This window comes from Streptomyces sp. NPDC026673 (genome assembly GCF_040638135.1).
Classification (GTDB): Bacteria; Actinomycetota; Actinomycetes; order Streptomycetales; family Streptomycetaceae; genus Actinacidiphila.
In genome coordinates this window covers 1-18407 of record NZ_JBEZXR010000116.1, presented here as the reverse complement: position 1 = coordinate 18407, position 18407 = coordinate 1, and the positions used below count along the sequence as shown (strand labels likewise).

General features: G+C 71.2%; 15 protein-coding genes and 4 pseudogenes. 7 read left to right on the top strand and 12 right to left on the bottom strand.

Annotated elements, in window-relative coordinates; genetic code table 11:
* The first annotated feature begins 221 nt into the window (after positions 1-221).
* Both AB0F62_RS40075 and AB0F62_RS40070 read left to right on the top strand, forming a co-directional pair.
* Positions 222-815: a hypothetical protein gene (locus AB0F62_RS40075; protein ID WP_361811030.1), complete on the top strand. Its 594-nt coding sequence runs from the start codon at positions 222-224 to the stop codon at positions 813-815.
* A 45-nt stretch (positions 816-860) separates the two neighbouring features.
* Positions 861-1223, top strand: a pseudogene (locus tag AB0F62_RS40070) (hypothetical protein); the annotation flags it as partial.
* A gap of 35 nt (positions 1224-1258) precedes the next feature.
* Here the strand turns inward: AB0F62_RS40070 and AB0F62_RS40065 are convergent.
* From AB0F62_RS40065 to AB0F62_RS40050, 4 genes are all read right to left on the bottom strand, one after another.
* On the bottom strand, positions 1259-2062 hold the full coding sequence (locus tag AB0F62_RS40065) for a phosphatidate cytidylyltransferase (RefSeq protein ID WP_361811028.1): 804 nt from the start codon (positions 2060-2062) through the stop codon (positions 1259-1261).
* The gene (locus tag AB0F62_RS40060) at positions 2059-3822 is read right to left on the bottom strand and encodes a histidinol-phosphate transaminase (protein ID WP_361811026.1); all 1764 of its coding nucleotides are present in this window, start codon (positions 3820-3822) and stop codon (positions 2059-2061) included. Before AB0F62_RS40060 ends, AB0F62_RS40065 begins: the two co-directional genes overlap by 4 nt.
* Before the next feature lie 580 nt (positions 3823-4402).
* Positions 4403-4789, bottom strand: a complete 387-nt coding sequence (locus AB0F62_RS40055) for a DUF2690 domain-containing protein (RefSeq protein WP_361811024.1) — start codon at positions 4787-4789, stop codon at positions 4403-4405.
* Positions 4790-4809: 20 nt separating this feature from the next.
* Positions 4810-5208, bottom strand: a complete 399-nt coding sequence (locus AB0F62_RS40050; RefSeq protein WP_361811022.1) for a hypothetical protein — start codon at positions 5206-5208, stop codon at positions 4810-4812.
* A gap of 468 nt (positions 5209-5676) precedes the next feature.
* Here AB0F62_RS40050 and AB0F62_RS40045 point away from each other — a divergent pair, with 468 nt between their 5' ends.
* The 4 genes from AB0F62_RS40045 (at position 5677) to AB0F62_RS40030 (ending at position 11877) form a co-directional block, all read left to right on the top strand.
* Positions 5677-6324, top strand: a complete 648-nt coding sequence (locus tag AB0F62_RS40045) for an SAVMC3_10250 family protein (RefSeq protein ID WP_361811020.1) — start codon at positions 5677-5679, stop codon at positions 6322-6324.
* A gap of 40 nt (positions 6325-6364) precedes the next feature.
* The gene (locus AB0F62_RS40040) at positions 6365-9826 is read left to right on the top strand and encodes a serine/threonine-protein kinase (RefSeq protein WP_361811018.1); all 3462 of its coding nucleotides are present in this window, start codon (positions 6365-6367) and stop codon (positions 9824-9826) included.
* Between the two features lies 1 nt (position 9827).
* Positions 9828-11105, top strand: coding sequence for an FHA domain-containing serine/threonine-protein kinase (locus tag AB0F62_RS40035; RefSeq protein WP_361811016.1), 1278 nt, complete (start codon positions 9828-9830; stop codon positions 11103-11105).
* 175 nt (positions 11106-11280) lie between these two features.
* Entirely contained in the window at positions 11281-11877 is a 597-nt protein-coding gene (locus tag AB0F62_RS40030) for a hypothetical protein (RefSeq protein ID WP_361811032.1), read from the top strand.
* 146 nt (positions 11878-12023) lie between these two features.
* On the opposite strand, the pseudogene AB0F62_RS40025 reads toward AB0F62_RS40030, so the two are convergent.
* The 5 genes and pseudogenes from AB0F62_RS40025 to AB0F62_RS40005 form a co-directional block, all read right to left on the bottom strand.
* Positions 12024-12125 (bottom strand): annotated as a pseudogene (locus AB0F62_RS40025) (exonuclease); the annotation flags it as partial.
* Between the two features lie 155 nt (positions 12126-12280).
* Positions 12281-12621 (bottom strand): annotated as a pseudogene (locus AB0F62_RS40020) (transposase family protein); the annotation flags it as partial.
* Between the two features lie 26 nt (positions 12622-12647).
* Positions 12648-12821, bottom strand: coding sequence for a hypothetical protein (locus AB0F62_RS40015; protein ID WP_361811014.1), 174 nt, complete (start codon positions 12819-12821; stop codon positions 12648-12650).
* A 370-nt stretch (positions 12822-13191) separates the two neighbouring features.
* Positions 13192-14379 (bottom strand): serpin family protein, encoded by a 1188-nt coding sequence (locus tag AB0F62_RS40010; RefSeq protein WP_361811012.1) that lies wholly within the window; start codon positions 14377-14379, stop codon positions 13192-13194.
* Between the two features lie 65 nt (positions 14380-14444).
* Complete coding sequence (locus tag AB0F62_RS40005; protein ID WP_361811010.1) at positions 14445-16106, bottom strand: bifunctional NAD(P)/FAD-dependent oxidoreductase/class I SAM-dependent methyltransferase; 1662 nt, start codon at positions 16104-16106, stop codon at positions 14445-14447.
* Positions 16107-16180: 74 nt separating this feature from the next.
* On the opposite strand from AB0F62_RS40005, the gene AB0F62_RS40000 reads away from it, so the two are divergent.
* On the top strand, positions 16181-16738 hold the full coding sequence (locus AB0F62_RS40000; protein WP_361811008.1) for an XRE family transcriptional regulator: 558 nt from the start codon (positions 16181-16183) through the stop codon (positions 16736-16738).
* A gap of 27 nt (positions 16739-16765) precedes the next feature.
* Here the strand turns inward: AB0F62_RS40000 and AB0F62_RS39995 are convergent, their stop codons facing one another.
* The 3 genes and pseudogenes from AB0F62_RS39995 to AB0F62_RS39985 form a co-directional block, all read right to left on the bottom strand.
* A complete protein-coding gene (locus AB0F62_RS39995) occupies positions 16766-17056 on the bottom strand; it encodes an SDR family NAD(P)-dependent oxidoreductase (RefSeq protein ID WP_361811006.1) in 291 nt (96 codons plus the stop codon).
* A 236-nt stretch (positions 17057-17292) separates the two neighbouring features.
* A complete protein-coding gene (locus AB0F62_RS39990) occupies positions 17293-18192 on the bottom strand; it encodes a metal ABC transporter permease (protein WP_361811004.1) in 900 nt (299 codons plus the stop codon).
* Positions 18189-18407: pseudogene (locus tag AB0F62_RS39985) on the bottom strand (ABC transporter ATP-binding protein); the annotation flags it as partial. The pseudogene AB0F62_RS39985 and the gene AB0F62_RS39990, both read right to left, overlap by 4 nt.

Genomic DNA, 18407 nt, shown 5'->3' with positions numbered 1-18407 from the left:
CTTGCCTCCCCACGCTGCGCTTCCACGACTGATTCCACGCGATGTGGAGCCCTTCTGTCCCGGCCGGAGATGCTACGAAGTCCTTACGATGCGGCCCGATAAGCCACCGAGTTCTGCAGACTTGCCTCCGCCAGCGGGCCGCCGGGTCACGCGCCCGCACCACTCCTGATCCCGTGCGGCTGTCGCTATGGTGACCGATCAGGCTTGCGGGAGGAAATCGTATGGGGGAGCTGCGAGGCAGCTACCGGGTGCACTTCGTACTGGCCATGGTCCTCTGTGGACTTGAGCTGCTGTGCATGGCCTCGACCTGGCTGCCCGGCACGTGCACTGTGCCAAAATGGCTTGTAATGGGTCTGTTCGGGACGGTTTTCCCTGTGTTCGCTGTCGCACTCTTCCGTGGCGCAGGCGGGGCCCGTTTGCTGGGTGGGGCCAACGCCGACCGGTTCGCCAGGTACGTCCGGGTGCTGCCGCCCGCCCTGAAGCTCACCTACGCGCTTATCATCTGCTCGGCCGCGCTGGGCTGTGCCACCGGCGCCGGCGCAGCCGAGGATGCGCAGGCAGACGCATCAGGCTACTACTACACCTACTGGGACAGGAGCGTGAATCCGCAGCGCAGCGTCAGGGTGGACCTCACCCAGGCCGAGTACTACGCGGCACTAAAGGCGCAACGTAGGATCTTCAGCGCCGGGCCGGCGCTGTTCTATGCGGCCAGCAGTTTCCTGGTCCTCGCCTCAGCATCAGCAGCTGCCGCCGCCCGCGCGCGGACGGCCCCGGGGGATTCATCCGGCGCCGCGACGACACCCAGTCCGTCCTGAAGGCCAGGCGACGAACAGGCCCTGGCGAGAGGCAGGACCGTATTGATGGACTGTGGCCCGAGGCGGGCGAGGTGCCGGCGGGCTTCGGCGGCCAACAAGTGCCATCGACGGAACGGGTCCCGCTTCACCACCCGCCACGACCCCGGTGACGTACACGGCCGCAGCAGACACCTCCATCGCGACGTCGCGCAGGTCGGCACGGATGGCCGCCGCGGCAGCGCAGGCCCGGGTGGCTTTATCGAGCAGCGGGCACGTCGCTTGTCGATGAGTTTGGGAGGCGCCCCCCACCTCGTGACCGCCGACGGCCTGGCCGGATATCCGGAGAACGCGCCGTATGACCGCATCATCGCCACCTGCGGCGTGCACACCATCCCCACAGCGTGGATCGCCCAGACCCGGCCCGGCGGCCAAATCCTCGCCACGCATGGCCACCACCCCGTGGCTCACTCCAGTATCAACAGCACCGCCAGAGCGAGGAGGAGGGAGTCGATCCGGTCGAGGATGCCGCCGGAGCCGGGCAGCCATCGGCCGGCGTCCTTGGCGCGGGCGCCCCGCTTGACCATCGACTCCAGCAGGTCCCCGAGTGGGCCGCCGACCGCCACGGCCACCGCCGTCTGCCACGTCAGGCAGGACAGCACGGCCAGCGTGAGGAGACCGGCCGCGGCCCCGGCCAGCGTGCCGCTCCACCGCTTGGCGGGCGACAGCGGGGAGAGCCGGGGGCCGCCGAGACGGCGACCCGCCACGTACGCGACGATGTCGGCGATCGACACGGCCACGAACAGGACGAAGCCAAGGACGCCGGACGAAACGAGGCCGGCCAGGGCGCCCAGCCACACGAGCCCCAGCAGGCCCGCCCCCAGACGGCGGAGCCCGTGCTCCACGTCGCCCGAGAACAACGGCACCCCGGCAATCGCAAGCGCCCCGGCCGCCGCCACCCGGAACACCTCCCCGGGGGCCAGCCAGGCGGTGAGGACGAGGCCGACGATCGCCGCGGCCAGCACCGCCCGGTCCACCGGACCCAGCCGGAGCAGCCCGCCGAACTCCGCCACCGCGACCACACCGACCGCGGCCGCGAGCACCGCGATCCCCGGTGGACCGAGCCAGAACGCGGCGGTCACCAGGGGCACTGCGAGCGCCCACACGCACCAGCGGACCATCAGTTCACGGCGCCGGGTCACCGCCACCGCGACGCCTGCGACCGCCAGTGCCCCGCCGAGGTACGGCACGAGGCCGGCGACTGTCGTCATCGGGAGGCCCGTCCCGGCGCGCCCGACACCACTGCGGCCGGCGTGCGCAGCGCGTCCAGGGCGCTCTGGCACGCCGCCACGATCCGCGCGTTCTCCGCCGTGTCGCGGACGGCGATCCGGACGGTCCGCCCCTCGTAGGCCGGGGACATCGGCGACAGGTCACGCAGGAACACGTCGTGGCGCCGGCACTCGCGCACCAGCCGCGCCGCGCTCGGTCCGTCCGGCGGCAGGGTCACCGTGAGGAAGTTCGCCACCCCCTCGTCGACCGAGGAGAAGCCGCCCAACTCCTCGAGGTCGTACGCCAGTCGCCGGCGCAGCACATGGGTGCGGGCCCAGCGCTCCGCGTAGTACGCGGGGTCGCGCAGCGCCGTCACGGCAGCCAGCTGGGCCGGCAGGCTCACGGGCCACGGCGGCGTCCAGCGCCGCAGCTCCCCGGCCGTCTCCGGACCGGCCACCAGGTACGCGGCCCGCATCCCCGACAGGGCGTACATCTTCGACAGCGAGGTGCAGACCACGACCCGGGCGTCGACCGAGGCGAGCCCGGCCAGCGAGTCCGCCGGATCGACATACCCCAGGTAGGCCTCGTCGATCCACCACCGGGTCCGCGCGGGCGAGGCCTCGATCACCGCGCGCAGCGCGTCGCCCGGGGCGTGGCGGCCGGTCGGGTTGTTCGGGTTGACCACGACCACGAGGTCGTACCGTCCGTCGCCGGTCGTGGTGGCGAGCCGGGCCGGGTCGAGCAGCCAGCCGTCCTCCCGGCGCAGCTGGAGCCGGTCGACCCGGCAGCCGATCACCCGCTCGGTGACATGGGCGTACTCCCCATAGCCCGGATCGAGCAAGAGCACCCGGCTCCCCGGCGTGAGCCACCGGCCGAACGCGCGGAAGATCAGATCGGACGAGCCCGCCCCGACGACCAGCGACTCCACCGGCAGCCCGCGGACCCCGGCGATCTCCGCGAGCAGTCCCTCCGCGCCCGTCGGCGGCGAGGTCCGGGCCGCCCACCCCGGATCCTGCGAGAGGACCGCGCGGACCCCTGGGGACGGCGGGAACCAGGCGTCCAGCACATCCGCCGCGACCACCTCGTGACGGCGGGTCAGGGTCCGGAAGTCGGTGCCGATCGCCGAGAAGAACGCCCCGCCGTGCTCACAGCCGTCCGCACGCGGCGCGAACGGCACGTCGAGCCGCCAGTCCAGGTCCGTCCGCAGCCGCTCCAGGATCCGGCCGTGGCGCTCGGCGACCGTCCTCGTCAGCTCGGCCACGGAGCCGCTGAGGACCTCGAAGGAGACCGCGCCCGAGCGGACCGTGCGCCCCACCGGCCGCAGCCCGGCCGCGAGGTACATGTCGAGCAACTCCGTGCGTCCCATCGCCACCACCCGGCGGCCGCCCCGCGCCGCGACCCAGCGCAGCGCCGCGTACATAAGGAGTGGCGCCGCCGCGGTGGACCGCCAGTGCTCCTCGACGGTCAGGACGCGGATCTCGAACGGCGCCTCCTCGGTCAGGACCGGCAGCTCCTCGCGCGTCAGGTACTTGTCGAGTGAGTAGCGGCCGACCCACGGCGGGGTGAGGCTGACGAAGCCGATCCGCGTCTGGCCGCGCGCGGCCACGAGATAGACGTTGTCTCCGTCGAGTCCGTCACTCAGCCTTCCCGACGGATCCACCGGATGCTGGCCGAGCTCCTCCGCGTACACGCGGTGGCGCAGTTCGTGGATCCAGTCATGATCCCGAGCAGTGGCAGTGCGCAGCTGCAGGGCGTGGTCCATGCGTATGTCCCCCTGAGACGGTCCGGCGTTCGCGCCCCAGCATGGAGGAGTCCGGCAGACGGCACCTGAGTACGCGTACTCACCCGGACAGCGCAGGAGTTGGAAGCGGTCCAAGTCAGGGCCGAGTCCACGGGCAGGTGCCACTGCCGGGGCGTTGCCGGAAGAGCGGTGGGACGCGCTGGAGGCGATCGACCCGTCCTGGTGCCCCACCTCGCCCGTGGTGTGGCAGCGCCTTTACCGGTTGTGCCCGAAGCTGATCGAGGACGGCCGGCCGCTGCCGACCGTGCCGGGTCAGGAGAGCGTGCAGGGCGAAGACCTCGGGGCGTGGGTCCAGGCGCAGCGCCTGGGGTGGGAGCAATTGCTGCCCGCGCAGGCCTGGATGCTTCAGAACATGCTCCACCTCGACCCCGCAGAACTCGGCGAGAGACCGCCGGCGCCCCGTACGCACGCCGACAAGTGGGCGGTGAACCTTCACGCCGCCCGCCGGTACGGGCTGGTGCGCAACGACAGCTCACCAGACCTGGCCGGAGACGCAACCTTCCTCAGGGCGCACACCTGGTCCTGCTGCGCGCTGTCCGGGTCACCGCCAAGCGCTCGCCTCGGTTGCATGTACGCAGTAGCGTTCGTAGGTGCTCTCGCCACCGGCCTTGGGTACCGCACAGGCGGTGACCTGGAACTCGCCGTCACCCACGCTCACGATGCTGGTGAACTTGTCGTCTCCGTACTCGATCTGGGCAGTACGCTCGGCGCCCCCCGCAGCCTCTGCCGTGACCAGATCCCCTGGGCTTCCGCGTTCGATGCGCGCCCATACCGCCTGGCAGTCCTCGCTGTAGCGCAGCTGGAGAAGGGCGGGGTTGCCGACGGCGGGCTTGAAGGTGCGCGCATCTTCGCCGCATCCCTGGTTCTGAGGGTTCTTTCCCTCGCAGGCTTCACCCGGACAGGTCGGCTCGTCGAGGAAGCCTTTCATGAGGTGATCTCCGAGAGGGGTCACAACAGCAGCCGCCACGGCACCGACGATGGCCACGGCGTAGGCCAGAGTTGTCGCGCTGTGCCGTAGAGCGTCACCTCCCCGGGACCGCTGATGGCGTCGCGGCCGCCCTGGCGGATCCCGTGCCCCCCGCGCACATTCAGCATCAACTGGTAGGACTCGGGATCGGAGCGCCGGATCAGCTTCGCCGGCCGGCCGTTCTCCAGCGACGGGTAGGCCAGCGCCGACACCTGCACCCCGCCCAGCTCCAGCACTCGCGCGCTGGCCCGGAAGTCCGACTCGTGGTCACTGCGGAACACGCTGGGTGTCAACGCGTCGGCCATCACGTCGTGCCAGGAGCCGAACCGCTCAGCCACCGGCAGATCCTCAGTCCGGCACTCTGTCACCAGCACCTGCATCCTCCCTGAATACGTTCGACCCGGCGGCGGCGTGACGATGCGCGGCTCCGAGTTCAGCGCTCCTGCGACCCGAGGGACCATGCGACAGGAGGTACGGGCGCTGCTGATCGTCTGCCAGAGCCCTCGTCTCACCATGATGGATGCGGTCGAGCTCGCCACCTCCCAGAGTCACCACCTACCTGTGTGCCCGGGTGGCCAGCGGTGCCTGCCCGCCGAGACTCGCGTTGTTATCGGCCTGATCCGCGGTGGGCATCCCGGCACCGCAAGCCGAACTTGCAAGCGGTCCTGCTTCCGGGGGAAGTCCGCGTTCGGGCTACGACGCGCGCGCCCAACCTGCCACCGCGACATACCCACCTCGATTCCGACCCGACCAAGCACTACTTGGGCTGGAGTTGATGGAGGTGGCCTTTCGGGAACTTGGCGGACGAGACCGGGACCCGTGAGGCCGCGACGCGATACCCTCGAACGGTGACGGTGCGGTACTACCTGTACATCAGCGACGCCAAGGTCGACATGCTGCTCTCCCAGATCGATCCCGCTTTCGGCCGCCGGAGCACCACGGAAGCGGGCCTGAGCGTGAAGCTGTTCAACGTTCGGCGCAGCGTCGAAGCATCTGCGCCGGACCGGACGGCCAAGCTGGAGCGCGTTCTGCGCCACCTGGAGAAGACCGGGCAGACAGGGTCGGTGGACGACCCGGGACCGTACTTCCGCGGAAGCCTGCCCATGCAGTGGGGGCTCCTGCCCGGTGAGAGCGGCGGGGCGCTGGTGTACTTCGGCGGCCGGACCGAGCAGACGATCCTGGGCCTCGGCGGCGCCGGCAGCCATGTGCTCGGTTCGAGTGCGCCGCAGGCTCAGGATTTCGCGCCGTCCTCGGTGCCGACGCTCCTGGCGGGCCTGGCCTCGGCGTTGTCAGCCGACGGCGTCGAGATTCCCGCCGACCAGCCCTCCCTGGCCTGGGTGCACACCGCAGGGCGGCTGCTGCGCGGCCCCCGGCAGACCGTGGAATTCGTCGCCCGGCGCCTGCTGACCGGCCCCAGCCCGTACCCGGAACTCGACGCCCGCCCCGGCATGCGGGTACTGCTCGGCAGCCCCCTGTACGTGGCCCTGGTCGACTGACGGCGCGGCGATGGCGTCCGCGGTCTGGCAGCCTGGCGAGGTGGTCCTCGATCTGTACGAGGTGCTCGACGATGTGCGCAGCGGCGGGATGGGGACGGTCCAGCGGGTCCGGCATCTGGGCTGGAACATGGACCTCGCGGTCAAGACGCCCCGGCCGGAGCGGGTCGCCTCCGAGAGTGGCAGGCGCCGGTTCGAGGCCGAGGCGGGCACCTGGGTCAGCCTGGGCTTGCACCCGCACACCGTCAACTGCGCCTATGTCCGCACCATCGGCGGCGTGCCCCGGGTGTTCGCCGAGTGGGTCGACGGCGGCGACCTCGCCGAGGCGGTGGCCGGCGGCCGCCTCTACGAGGGCGGGCCTCGGGCTGCCCTCGCGCGCGTCCTGGACGTCGCCGTCCAAACGGCGTGGGGCCTCCAGCACGCCCACGACAGCGGTCTGGTCCACCAGGACGTCAAACCCGCCAACGTCATGCTCGAACCCGATGGAACCGCCAAGGTCACCGACTTCGGGCTGGCTGGGACGCGCGTGCCGGACGCCGACGGGACGACCGCGTCCGGCGTCACCTTCGGCGGCATGACGCGGCCGTACTGTTCACCGGAGCAGGCGCTCGCCGGTGCCGGGCGCCGGGAGATCCGGCTGACGCCCGCGACGGACGTGTGGTCGTGGGCGCTGACGGTGCTCGAGATGTTCACCGGCCGCCGGCCGACCGACTACGGCCAGGCCGCGGCCGAGGCACTTGACGTGCTGTTGGCCGACGGCCCGGAGGATCCGCGGGTGCCGCCCCTGCCGCCGGCCGTCGCGGGGCTGCTGCGCCAGTGCTTCACGACCGCCGTCACGGCGCGGCCGTCCCGGCTGGACGAGGTCGCCGGCGTCCTGGGCAAGGTGTACGGCGACGTGGTCGGCACACCGTACCCGCGGCCGGTCCCGGAGGCGGCCGCGCTGCTGGCGGACGGGCTCTCCAACCAGGCGCTGTCCCTGCTCGACCTCGGGCGCACCGAGGAGGCCGAGGAGCGGTGGCGGGATGCGATGACGGCGGACCCGCACAGCCTGACCGCCACCTTCAACTTCGGCCTGCACCGGTGGCGCAACGCGCGGAAGACCGATGCGGAACTCGTCGCCGAACTGACCTCCGCCCGTGAGATCGGCGGCGACGACACCCTGGGCGCGCGGCTGATCGGTCTGGTCCACCTGGAGCGGGACGACCGCGAACGCGCCGCGGAACTGCTGCGCCCGGCTGCCCCGGGGGAACCGGAACCAGCCGAAACCGCGGACGCGCTGGCGGAGTTGGCACGTGATCCGGGGGCTCGCCCGGTGGTCCTGACCGGCCACGAGGAGGGTGTGAGCGCTGTGGCGGTGACGGCCGACGCTGGCCTGGTGCTGTCCGGCGACCACCAGGGGGTGCTGCGGCTTTGGGAGACGGGAAGCGGCCGCTGCCTGCGGGAGTTGACGTCCGAGGGCTCGCGCGTCGTGGCAGTCGCGGTGGACGGCGAGGGGCGGATCGGCCTGGTCGGCCGCGAGCAGGGTCTGCCGGAGGGGTGGGACCTCGCTCGCGGCGAGCGGCTGCCCCTGCCGGCGGGCCCCGTCGCCGAAGGCGTCACCTCGGTCGCGCTCAGCGCTGACGGGTCGGTCGGCGCCACCGCGCACGCGGACGGCGCCCTGTGGTTCTGGTATCTGGACACGGGTGGGCTCCTGGGCCCGGTGCCGAGCCGGACGGAGCGCATGACCGCACTGGAACTCGGTGACGGCGGCGGCATCGCCGTGAGCGCCGGTGGTCTGGGAGAGACGACGATCCGCCTGTGGGATGCCGGTGCGGGTGCGTGCCGGGCCGTTCTCACCGAGCCGCGGGCCGATGAGCTTCGCTCGGCCTGGGGCGGCTTCGTGCGAAGGGCCGCGGTGGCCCCGGGCGTGCGGTACGCCCTGCAGGTATGGCACGGACCGATGGTGTTGTGGAATGTGCTGACGGGCCGGATCGCCGCGCAGGTGCCCCACGACGTGACGGACGTCTCGGCGCTCGCGCTGACGCCCGACGGCTCGCTGGCCGTCGTCGGAAGCGGTCAGCCGCTCCGGGCGGTGCAGACGGCGACCGGCCGCTGCCTGCGGACGTTCGACGACGGCATGTCCCAGCACACCTTCCACCTCGCGGTGAGCGGCGACGGCAGCCGTGCCGTGCTGGCTGCGATCGACGGGCGGATCAGGGTGCAGCCCCTGCCGGTCCCGCGCTACCGCGCACCGTGGGTGTACGCCCGGCCCCGGGCCACCGGTGAACTGACCGATCACGCCGGGCGGTTCCGGGCGGCGATGCGCGAGGGCGAGCGGCTCTTCGAGGAAGGCCGTTACGCGCAGGCGGCCGCTTGCCTGCGCACCGCGCGGGCCGTGCCGGGCCACGCACGCCATCCCGAACTGCTCCATGCCTGGAGCGCTCTCGGGCGGCACGGACGGCGCACGGGACTGCGCGGTGCCTGGCAGACGTTCGACTTCACCGGGCGTCTCGGCAGTCCCTCGGCGATGGCCTTCATCGGGGACACGAGCGTGTTCCTCGCCGGGCTGTTGGACCGGTTGCTGCTGTGCGACGCCGCCAACGCCCGGCAGAACCGCATGATCGCCTCGATGGTCACGGCTGCCGCGGCTCCGTTGATGACGAGCGACGGCACCGCAGCGATCGTCCCGAGCCGGTCAGAGGCCGCCCTGCTCGACCTGCGGGACGACCGGACCGTGATGTTGGAGCGTGACGGCATCCGGGCCGTGGCCCTGACCGATGACAGCGCCTGGCTGCTGACCGGCGAGGACAGCGGAACGCTGTGCCTGTGGGACGTCGAGGACGTGCGGCGGCAGCAACTGTACGCGGAACCGTCCTCCGGCTTCCGAGGCCACCAGGGGCCGGTGGGCGCCGTCGCGATCAGCCCCGACCGTCGGTACGGGGTGTCGAACGCCTTCGCCGGCGCCAAGGAGGACCGGCAGCGGCGCTCCGACCTGGACGAGCTCTGCGGCTGGGAGCCGGCCTCGGGCCGGCGTCTGTGGCGGCACACCGGACGCCCGGGCGGGGCGGACCTGCGCTTCGCTCCGGACGGCCGAAGGGTTCTGGAGTACGGCCACTTCGGCGTGCACTGCTACGACGCCGCGAGCGGCCGCCGGATCTACGCGGTGGAGGGCCCGTACAACATCGCGACGCTCGTGGTCTCCGCGGACGGCCGGCGTGCGGTGATAGCCGGGTATGGCACGCTGGTCGTCTTCGACCCGGCGACGGGCCGCGTGCTCCGCGAGATCCCCGACCCGGGCCTGATCAACACCGTCGCCCTCACCTTGGACGGCCGGTTCGCCCTCGCCGGCCTCGCGGACGAGGACGTGCACGTGTGGGACCTGGGCCAGGGGCGGCGGCTGCGCGTCCTTGAAGGACACCGGGGCCAGGTCTTCGGCCTCGCCCTCAGCGCCGACGCCCGCCGACTGCTGGTGGCCGAAATCGACTACGTGCGCTGCCTGGAACTCGACTGGGACTACGAGTGGTGACATGCCGTCCTCCGTCACCCTGACCCCGCGCGGCGCGCCGGCGGCAGCGGCGTACGTCTTCGACGAGCGCTCGACGTGCCTGGTGGGCCGGGCTCGCGAATGCCGTATCCGGCTGGCCGGAACGGAGAAGAGGGCCTCCCGGCACCACTGCATGCTCGACGTCAATCCCCCGCAGGTGCGGGTGCGGGACCTCGACAGCCGCAACGGCACGTACGTCAACGGCGAGCGGATCGCGCCCGGTCCGGCCGGGCGGGACCTGGCCGACGGTGACGAGATCGGCGTCGGCGGCGCGGTGCTGCGGGTCCGCGTCCAGGCGGCGGAGCCCGCGCCCGCGTTCGCCGAGGCACGAGACCCCGTCGACGCCGTGCACGCCCTCCTGGCCGCGGCCGAGGCCGGAGAACCGGACGTGGCCGAAATCCGCGGCTACCGACTGCTCCAGGAACTCGGCCGCGGCGGACAGGGCGTCGTCCATCTCGCCCGGGACGAGCAGACAGGGGAACTCCTCGCCCTGAAGACCCTGACGGCGCACGGCGCCGTCGACCCTGCCGCCCGCGACGGCTTCCTGCGGGAGTTCGCCTGTACGCGCGCCCTGCGCCATCCCAACGTCGTCGCCTTCCACGGCGGCGGCGCGCACGGCAGCACCTTCTACTTCACCTGCGAGTACTGCCGTCTGGGCAGCGTCGCCGACCTCGCCGCCCAAGCCGGCGGCAAGCTGAGCGTCGACCAAGCGGTGGGCGTGACCCTCCAGGTGCTCCGCGGACTGCACTACGCGCATGCCGCGGAGGTGCCCGTACGGCTTGCTGACGGGACCTCGGCAGTGCACCGGGGTCTGGTGCACCGCGACATCAAACCGCAGAACCTCCTGCTCACCGGTGCCAGGAAGCAGGCGACCGTCAAGATCGCCGACTTCGGCCTGTCCAAGGCGTTCGACAGCGCCGGCCTGTCCGGTCACACCCTCACCGGCGCCATGGGCGGCACCCTGGCCTTCATGCCGCGCGGCCAGGTCATCGACTTCAAGTACGCACTGCCCGAAGTCGATCTGTGGGCCACGATGGCCAGCCTGTACTGGATGCTCACCGGTTCACCCCCGCGCGACTTTTCCGCCGACACCGATCCGGTCGCCGTCGTCCTACAGGAGTCGCCCATACCCGTACGCGACCGGCTGTCCACGCTGCCGCGCCGACTCGCCGCAGTCATCGACACCGCTCTCATCGACAAGCCCCGTATCGCTCCCACAACCGCAGCCGACTTGGCACATGCCATCCGTCAAGCACTCTGAACGAGCGTTGCACCACTCACCGTGTCAGCCGGGTTACGCGTGCCGGAAAATCGTCCGCCCAACTGGCAGAAGGCGATGGGTTCGGATCCTTTGCAGGGATGATCCGCTGCTCAACATCGAGGGAGACGGCGAACGGCTTCGTTCGACATTCAATCATTCTCGGATGCTTGGGCGGGTGAAAGACCAGGACAATGGTGTGATGCGGTCGCCCGAGCTCACTGAGGATGAATATGAGAGGTCTATCGAAAGTCTGCGCGGTGCGCGCCTTGCAGAAGTGACCTACTACCCGCTGAGCTGCGGTGACGATGACACCGAGGTCGAGGAGTGGGACTTCGGCGTGTGGCACCAGCCCACGATGGGCGTTGGCCTGCTCGCCGAGGACGGCACCCACTATTCGGCAGTGTGGGGCCATAGTTTCGACCACTTCGGCCTGGAGATCTTCCGAGGGCCCATGTCCAGCCACCTGACCATGATCGGACAGCCCGGAGGGACGTCGGCCGTGGTGGTCACTGACCACCCCTGTTGGTCGGGGCTCATCGGGGTTCCGCTGGTGGGTGCCAGCATCCTCTGGTCCGAGGGCGACTCCGGAGTCCGGCTACCAGTTGCAGTCGAGCTTCGTGCACCTGCTTCCACCGCGTGGCTTGTCGCGGGCCGTCCGGTGCAGTGGCCACCAGACGGGCGTTTCCGGCTCGGCAGCGACGACGTCATGACCGTTTTCACGCATGAGGCCGCTGTCGCCGTCGGTCTGTCTCCGGAAAGTACAGAAGGCTGATGACGGCCAGCGATGTAACAGGGCGAAGGTGACCTCCTGTTACGGAACCGGCAATGCCCGATCTCGTGATCAGGACGTGAGACGGCAGCCAGCTGGGCCGGCGCCCCGCAGCGGGCGCCGTGGGCGGCTTGGCGGTCGCAGGGGCGCAGGGTGTGGCGGCCTTCGGACATCACGTGCAGGCGGGTGTTGGCAGCGGTGACGACCTGTTCGAGACGGGCGGCCAGGACGTATGCCCCCAGTTGCATGCGCACCCGGGCGTTGGGCGGGTTGCCGGTGGCCGGGTCGGCGAGGTGACCGGCGGTGCTGCGGGCCTGTTCGAGTGCTGGCACAGCACCTCGCAGGCTTCGCCCGGGGTGGCGGCGAGGTCCATGAGAGCGGTGGTGCCGGCCTGCGCGGTGCCGGCAGCGCCGGAGTAGGCGCGGTCGGCCATGACCGGGACGCCCTGGCGTTCGCAGACCCGGATGAGGCTGTGAGCTCGGGCGGCGGTCGGATCGTGCCTGCGGCCCGACAGGACGGAAGGCAGCCCCAGCACCTGGCCGGTCGCGTCGGTGACGACCTGGGCGTTCACGCCGCGACGGCGGTGCCTGGCCGAGCAGTCCGCCCGGCTGCCGCCGACGCGGTCGCACTCGGCAAGGGTGCCGTCGAGGAGAACGAGTCGGGGTCGCGCTCGCGCAGGTTCTTCAGCAAGCCCGGGGCCCGGTCGCCGAACAGATCGGTGACGGCGGTGACGCAGGCGTGCGCGGTGCAGGGTCGAAAGCCCTCATCAGGTGTCACTCGTAGCCGAGATGTTCCTCGGAGTGCAGACGCCACCCACCGTCCCGCTTGACCAGGACAAAGGCGGTCCGCTCAAAACCCTCGTAGTACCCGGCATCCGGAGCGTGCCCACAGGAGAACCAGAGCGCCTCGATCCGCGCTGTCTCCGGGGTCTCGCTGACAACGGACACCTCTTCCAGCGTGGACACGGCGCCGGATCGATCGGTCTCGTCGTGGCTGTGCGTTCTGGCGTACTCGGCGCAAAAGTCGGCAGGGCTCCGGTAGAGCATCTGACCCCTTGAGTACGAGTTGCGGCCGGGTTGTATCAGCACACTGTCACAGGAAAGGGTCCTGCCGATCCGGCTACGGGCACCGAAGCAGACCGACCGGCCGCCGACGATGATCGACCCCAGCCGTGCCGGGCTGCCCAAAAGGGCCCCAAAGTGACCCCAGCCCGGTCGACCGAACACAGCCGGGCAGCAAGCACCATGCCCTCCTTCACAGACGGGGCATCCCACCCGTCGCATCGCGGGGGCGGGTGCAGCGGCGGGCGGCCTTGTGTCACGCCGTCCCGAACGCGTCGTCGTCGGACTCCTCCCAGGTATCCCAGTCCTCTTCGGGGAGCCGCGCGTTCACCCACCCCGCGTTGAGTACCAGCCGGGAGGTCCGGTGCACCCTCAGGAAGCCGATAGACCCGATGAGTTCGACGTCCACGCGTTTGGTCGTGGACGGGGGTATGCCCACCGCCAGACCGCTCAGTGCCGTCACCGAGGCGGAACGGTAGCCCAGCGCGCTGAAGGCGGCCGTCACCGTCTGCCCCGCGGCGCCCACCGCCAGCGGCACGCCGCTGATGCCGGGAAAGTGCCCCCGGGAGGCGTCCGTCGCACTGGTCAGCCCGAACAGCCCCGCGTGGTCGAGCAGATCGTGGTGTGCGCTCACCTCGAACGGCACCGTGGTCACGGACAGGTACGGCTCGCGGTCCCAGCTGTGCACGCGGGAAACCGTGACCCCCGGCCCGGCCTCGCCGTACGCAAGCCGGTCCCCGGGAACGGCCGGGTACGCACGCTGCAACGCGCCCACGCCCGCCGCCAGCACCTCGCCACCGGGCACGCCCTCCTCACCGCGCAGCAGGTGGACATCGATCCCGCCGGTGCCCAGCACCTTCAACGCCGTCACCCGGCCGCAGGGCGCCTGCACCACCTCGGCACGGTCCAGCAGCGCCGTGGTGCGGTAGAGGATCCCGCCGTGGTCCTCGAACGGCCGGAGCCAGTCCGTCCTGACCGTCAGCGCACCTGCCAGCACCAACTCCGTGTCCTCGCCGAGGGGGATCGGCATCCGGGGAACCAGCCCGCCCGAGCGCTTGCCGGCCCAGGCGTCCAGCGCCGCGCGGTCGGCGGCGACGTCGCCGCTCAGCACCCCGTACGAGGCCGGCGGCAGCGCACCGACCCACCCCGGCTCCAGGGGCACCGAGGCCTTGCTCCACAACCCGATCGCCGAGGCCACACCGGGCAGCGCGTCCAGGCGCGCGAGCAACCGCCGCGCGGCTTCGGCGGCCTCACCAGCCCCGATCCCCGTCGCCCGTTCCAGCTCGTCCCGGGCGGCACCGTCCGCGCCCGCCGCCAGCAACGCCAGCAACGGCCACACCCCCGCAGCGGAGAACACCGTCTCCTCGTCGTCCTGCCGCACCGCCTGGCCCGCCCACCGCACGGTCAGCGCGTTGACCGCGCGCACCGTCGTCGCCTCTCCCATGACCCGGGATCATGACAGCGCCGCCCTGTGACGCCAACGGGATTTCCGGCACGCCCCATTGAGGCTCAAGAAGGAGGCACAAGCGCTCGTCGAGTTGCGCGCAGTACGACGTCGCTGACGTGGTGGGTGCTGGCCGCGCCGGGGGGCCGAGACCGGGTTTCGTGGATCTCGACATGCCAGGTGTCAGGATCGGCGGTGAGCGCGGCGGCGACCTCGTCGACCCCGACGAAGGCCTCCGGGTCGTACATCCGGGTCCCGGTCGCCGCGTCCACCGGGTCGCGCAGGGGGGTGAGGTCGTGGTGCACGACCAGGAGCGTGCCGCCGGGGGCGACGGCAGCGAGCAGGCTCCGCAGACCGCGCTGGTCGGGCGTGCGCTTGAACGAGCCGTACTGCAGCGAGACCAGGTCGAAGGTCTCGGTGCCGAAGGGTGCGGGATCGTTCGCGTCGCTGCGTAGAAGGGTGAGGGCAAGTCCGCGGCGTTCGGCCTCTGCGCGCACCCGGGCGAGCGCGTTGCCGGAGATGTCGGTGGCGGTCACCTTCCAGCCCTGCGCGGCCAGCCAGAGGGCATCGGCGCCCTCTCCGGTTCCGACGTCGAGCGCCCGGCCCGGGGCCAGGGCGGTGACCTCGTGGACAAGGGTGCCGTTGGGGTTGCTACTCCACGTCCGGTCGGGGCCCCCGTAGCGCTGGTCCCAGTCGGCCTCCTCGCCCGAGCGTCGAACAGCGGCGCGCAGATCCTCCTCGGCGAGGCTGAAAGCGATCATGGCGCCGACCTGGCTGCCCTGGGCAGCCGACGGCAGCACCTGCAGGCTTGGGTCGGTGACGTTGCCGGCCGCGTAGATCCCCGGTACGGCGGTCTCGCCGCGCGGGTCGACCGCCAGGACGTCGCCCGCGCCGGTCGGGTGCGCGGTGGTGGCGAGCCCGACCCCGGCCAGCACGTCGGCGCGTGCCCGGAACCGCGAGCCGACCACGACGGCATCGGCCTCCAGGACGCGACCGTCGCCGAGCTCGACCCCGGACACCTCGCCGTCCGGCCCGGTGAGGACCCGGCTGACCTCGCTGCGGACGACGGTGACGCCGGAGGCGGCAAGGGCTTCGACAACTGTCTCGTCGAGTCCGGTCGGGTCGTGCAGCACGACGGTCAGCCGGTCGGTCAGATGGCGGAACAGCGGGGTCGGATGGAGACCCAGGGGGTGCGTGACGATCTGCACCAGGCGCTGGTCCCGCACCTCGAAGCCGTGGCAGAACGGGCAGTGGATCACGCCGCGCCCCCACCCCTCGGCGACGCCGTCGATCGCGGGGAGCTCGTCGGACAGGCCGGTCGCGGCGAGGACGCGGCGGGCCACCAGCGCGTGACCACCGGTGAGGTCGAGCCGGAACCGGCCGTCGTCGCGACGGTGCACCCCCACGACCCGGCCGGAGAGCACCTCCCCACCGTGTGTGCGTACCTCGTCGCGACCGGCCTCCATCAGCTCGCCGGGCGCGACCGCCTCGTGGCCCAGGTAGCCGTGCATGTGCGCGGCCGGGGCGTTGCGCGGGGTGCCGTCGTCGACCACGACGACGCCGCGCCGCTGACGGGAGAGTTGCAGGGCGGCCGCGAGGCCGGCGGCCGAGCCGCCGATCACGGCGACGTCGCAATGACGCTCCAGGGTGGGGTGCTGGGCGTGGCCGGTGTGCTCGTGGGGCTCGGAATGGGCCGAGTGCCGGCTCGGCGTGGGGTGATCGCTCATGGGTCGACGGTACAGCGCCCTGCGCTATCGACAAGAGCCCTTGCGTAATCCGCAAGACGTGCCAGGATGGAGGCATGAACACAGTCGCCGACATCGAGGCCCTGGCGCGGTCGCGCCTGCGCAGCATGCGCACCACTCTGGGGTACTCCCTCGACGAGCTGGCCGAACGCACCAACCTCAGCCCGTCGACCATCAGCCGCGTCGAGACGGGCAAGCGCACACTGAGCCTTGACGTGCTGGTGCCGCTGGCCAACGCCCTCCAGATGAGTCTCGACGCGCTCTTCGAAGTGCCCACCGACGACGACGTGGTCATCCGTCCGGTCGCGCACAGCAGCGGCACACGGACGACGTGGCCCCTGAGCCGGCCGGACGGACGCACGGTGGCGATGAAGATGCGCCTGGAGCCGACCGACGCACCACCCGCCCAACGGGTACACCCAGGCCACGACTGGTTCCTCGTGCTCGAGGGGCGCGTGCGGCTGTGGCTGGGCGAGCGGCAGATCGACGTCGACACGGGCGAGGCGGCGGAGTTCGCGACGATGGTCCCCCACGCGATCACGGCCCTGGACGGCACGGCCGAGTTGATCATGGTCTTCGACCGGGACGGACAACGCGCGCACGTGCACCAGTGAGCGGTCGTGCCGCCTGAAAGATGCCGGTCACCGGCCTGCTGTGCCCGGTTCGACGATGGTGACGCCGATACCGAAGGGCGCGACCTCTTCGGCCAGGGCTTCCATGAAGCCTTCGATGCCGAACGTGCCGGCGCTGCACAGGAAGCCGCCCGCACAGGCGGCGTGACCTCCGTGGGTGAAGACCTGAACGATCCGGCCGCCGCCGCGGGCACGCACATACGACAGTGCCGCGTGCGCGACGTGGATCGGGACGCACGAGAACCAACTCAGCCCCTTGCAGACTTCCGACGTCCGGCAGGCTGTCCCTGGTACCCACATGTTCGGTCACCCAGGCCGTCAACGGCGACGGCCACAGGACAGACGCAACAGACGTGGTCTTCGAGAATCGGCTCGGCAAGCAGTACAGCGACAGCCCTCACGCGCTCGCCACGGGAGGACCGCACCAACAGCGAGACACCGTCCGCCCGGTGAGTTTCTCAGCGTAAACGGGGTGCCGATTCCGGGGCGGAACGTCGGGAGTCAGCCTTACCGAAAGCTCGTATGTACCGTATGGATCAGCTCCGTACCGGTTCGCCTGCGGCCACCGCTGTCACCGTGTGGGTCGTGCGCCGATGCTGGGTACGCCGTGTTCCGATCAGCCGGCAGACGATATAGACGAGGAACGAGATCGTCGTGACGTAGGGACTGATCGGGATGCTGCTGCCGAGGGCGAGGAGGATGCCGCCTTCGACGGCGAGGACGGCGAAGAGCACGCTCAGCAACGGCAGGAGCACAGGGGAGGCCGTGACCCGCGCGGCTGCCGCCGCGGGGGTGACGACGAGGCTGAGGACCAGGAGTGCCCCGACGACCTGCACCGACAGGGCGATCGTGATCCCCAGCAGAAGCATGAAGGCCACGGACAGCCCCCGCACGGGCAGGCCGCGTGCCCGGGCGACCTGCGCGTCGGCGCTCGCGAAGGTCAGGGGACGCCAGATGACGGCGAGGGCGATCAGCACCAGCGCGGACACCGTGAGCATCCATCCGGTCTGCGGGTTGTCGACGGCCACGATCTGACCGGTCAGCAGGCCGAACTTGTTGGCCGCGCGTCCTTTGTAGAGGGCGAGGAACAACACGCCCAGTCCGAGCCCGAACGGCATCAGGACGCCGATGATCGAGTTGCGGTCCCGGGCACGGGCACCCAGCACACCGATCACCAGCGCGGCGATGAGCGAGCCGGCGATCGAACCCGCCACCACGTTCACCCCGAACAGCAGTGCCGCCGAAGCACCCGCGAAGGACAGCTCGCTGATCCCGTGCACGGCGAAGGGCAGGTCACGGAGCACCACGAAGACGCCGGTCAGTCCGCCGACCAGCCCCAGCGCGCCGCCCACGATGAGGGAGTTGCGGACCAGGCCGAGCAGTGCGCCGTAGTCCTGGAAGTCGAACATCTGCCGCCACATCTCGGCTACCGTCATGGGCGCGCTCCGTCCGTTTCGTGTGCGTCCGCGGCGTCGAGTCCCGGGTGGTGCACGGCCTGTTGGTCATGGGTGCCGACGACGACGATCCTGCCCCGCACCCGCAGGACGTCGATCTGCGAGCCGTACAGGGCCGACAGGGACTCCGAGGTGAGGACGTCCTCCGGGGTGCCGGTGCGGTGTCCGTGCGGGGCGAGGTAGAGCACCCGGTCCAC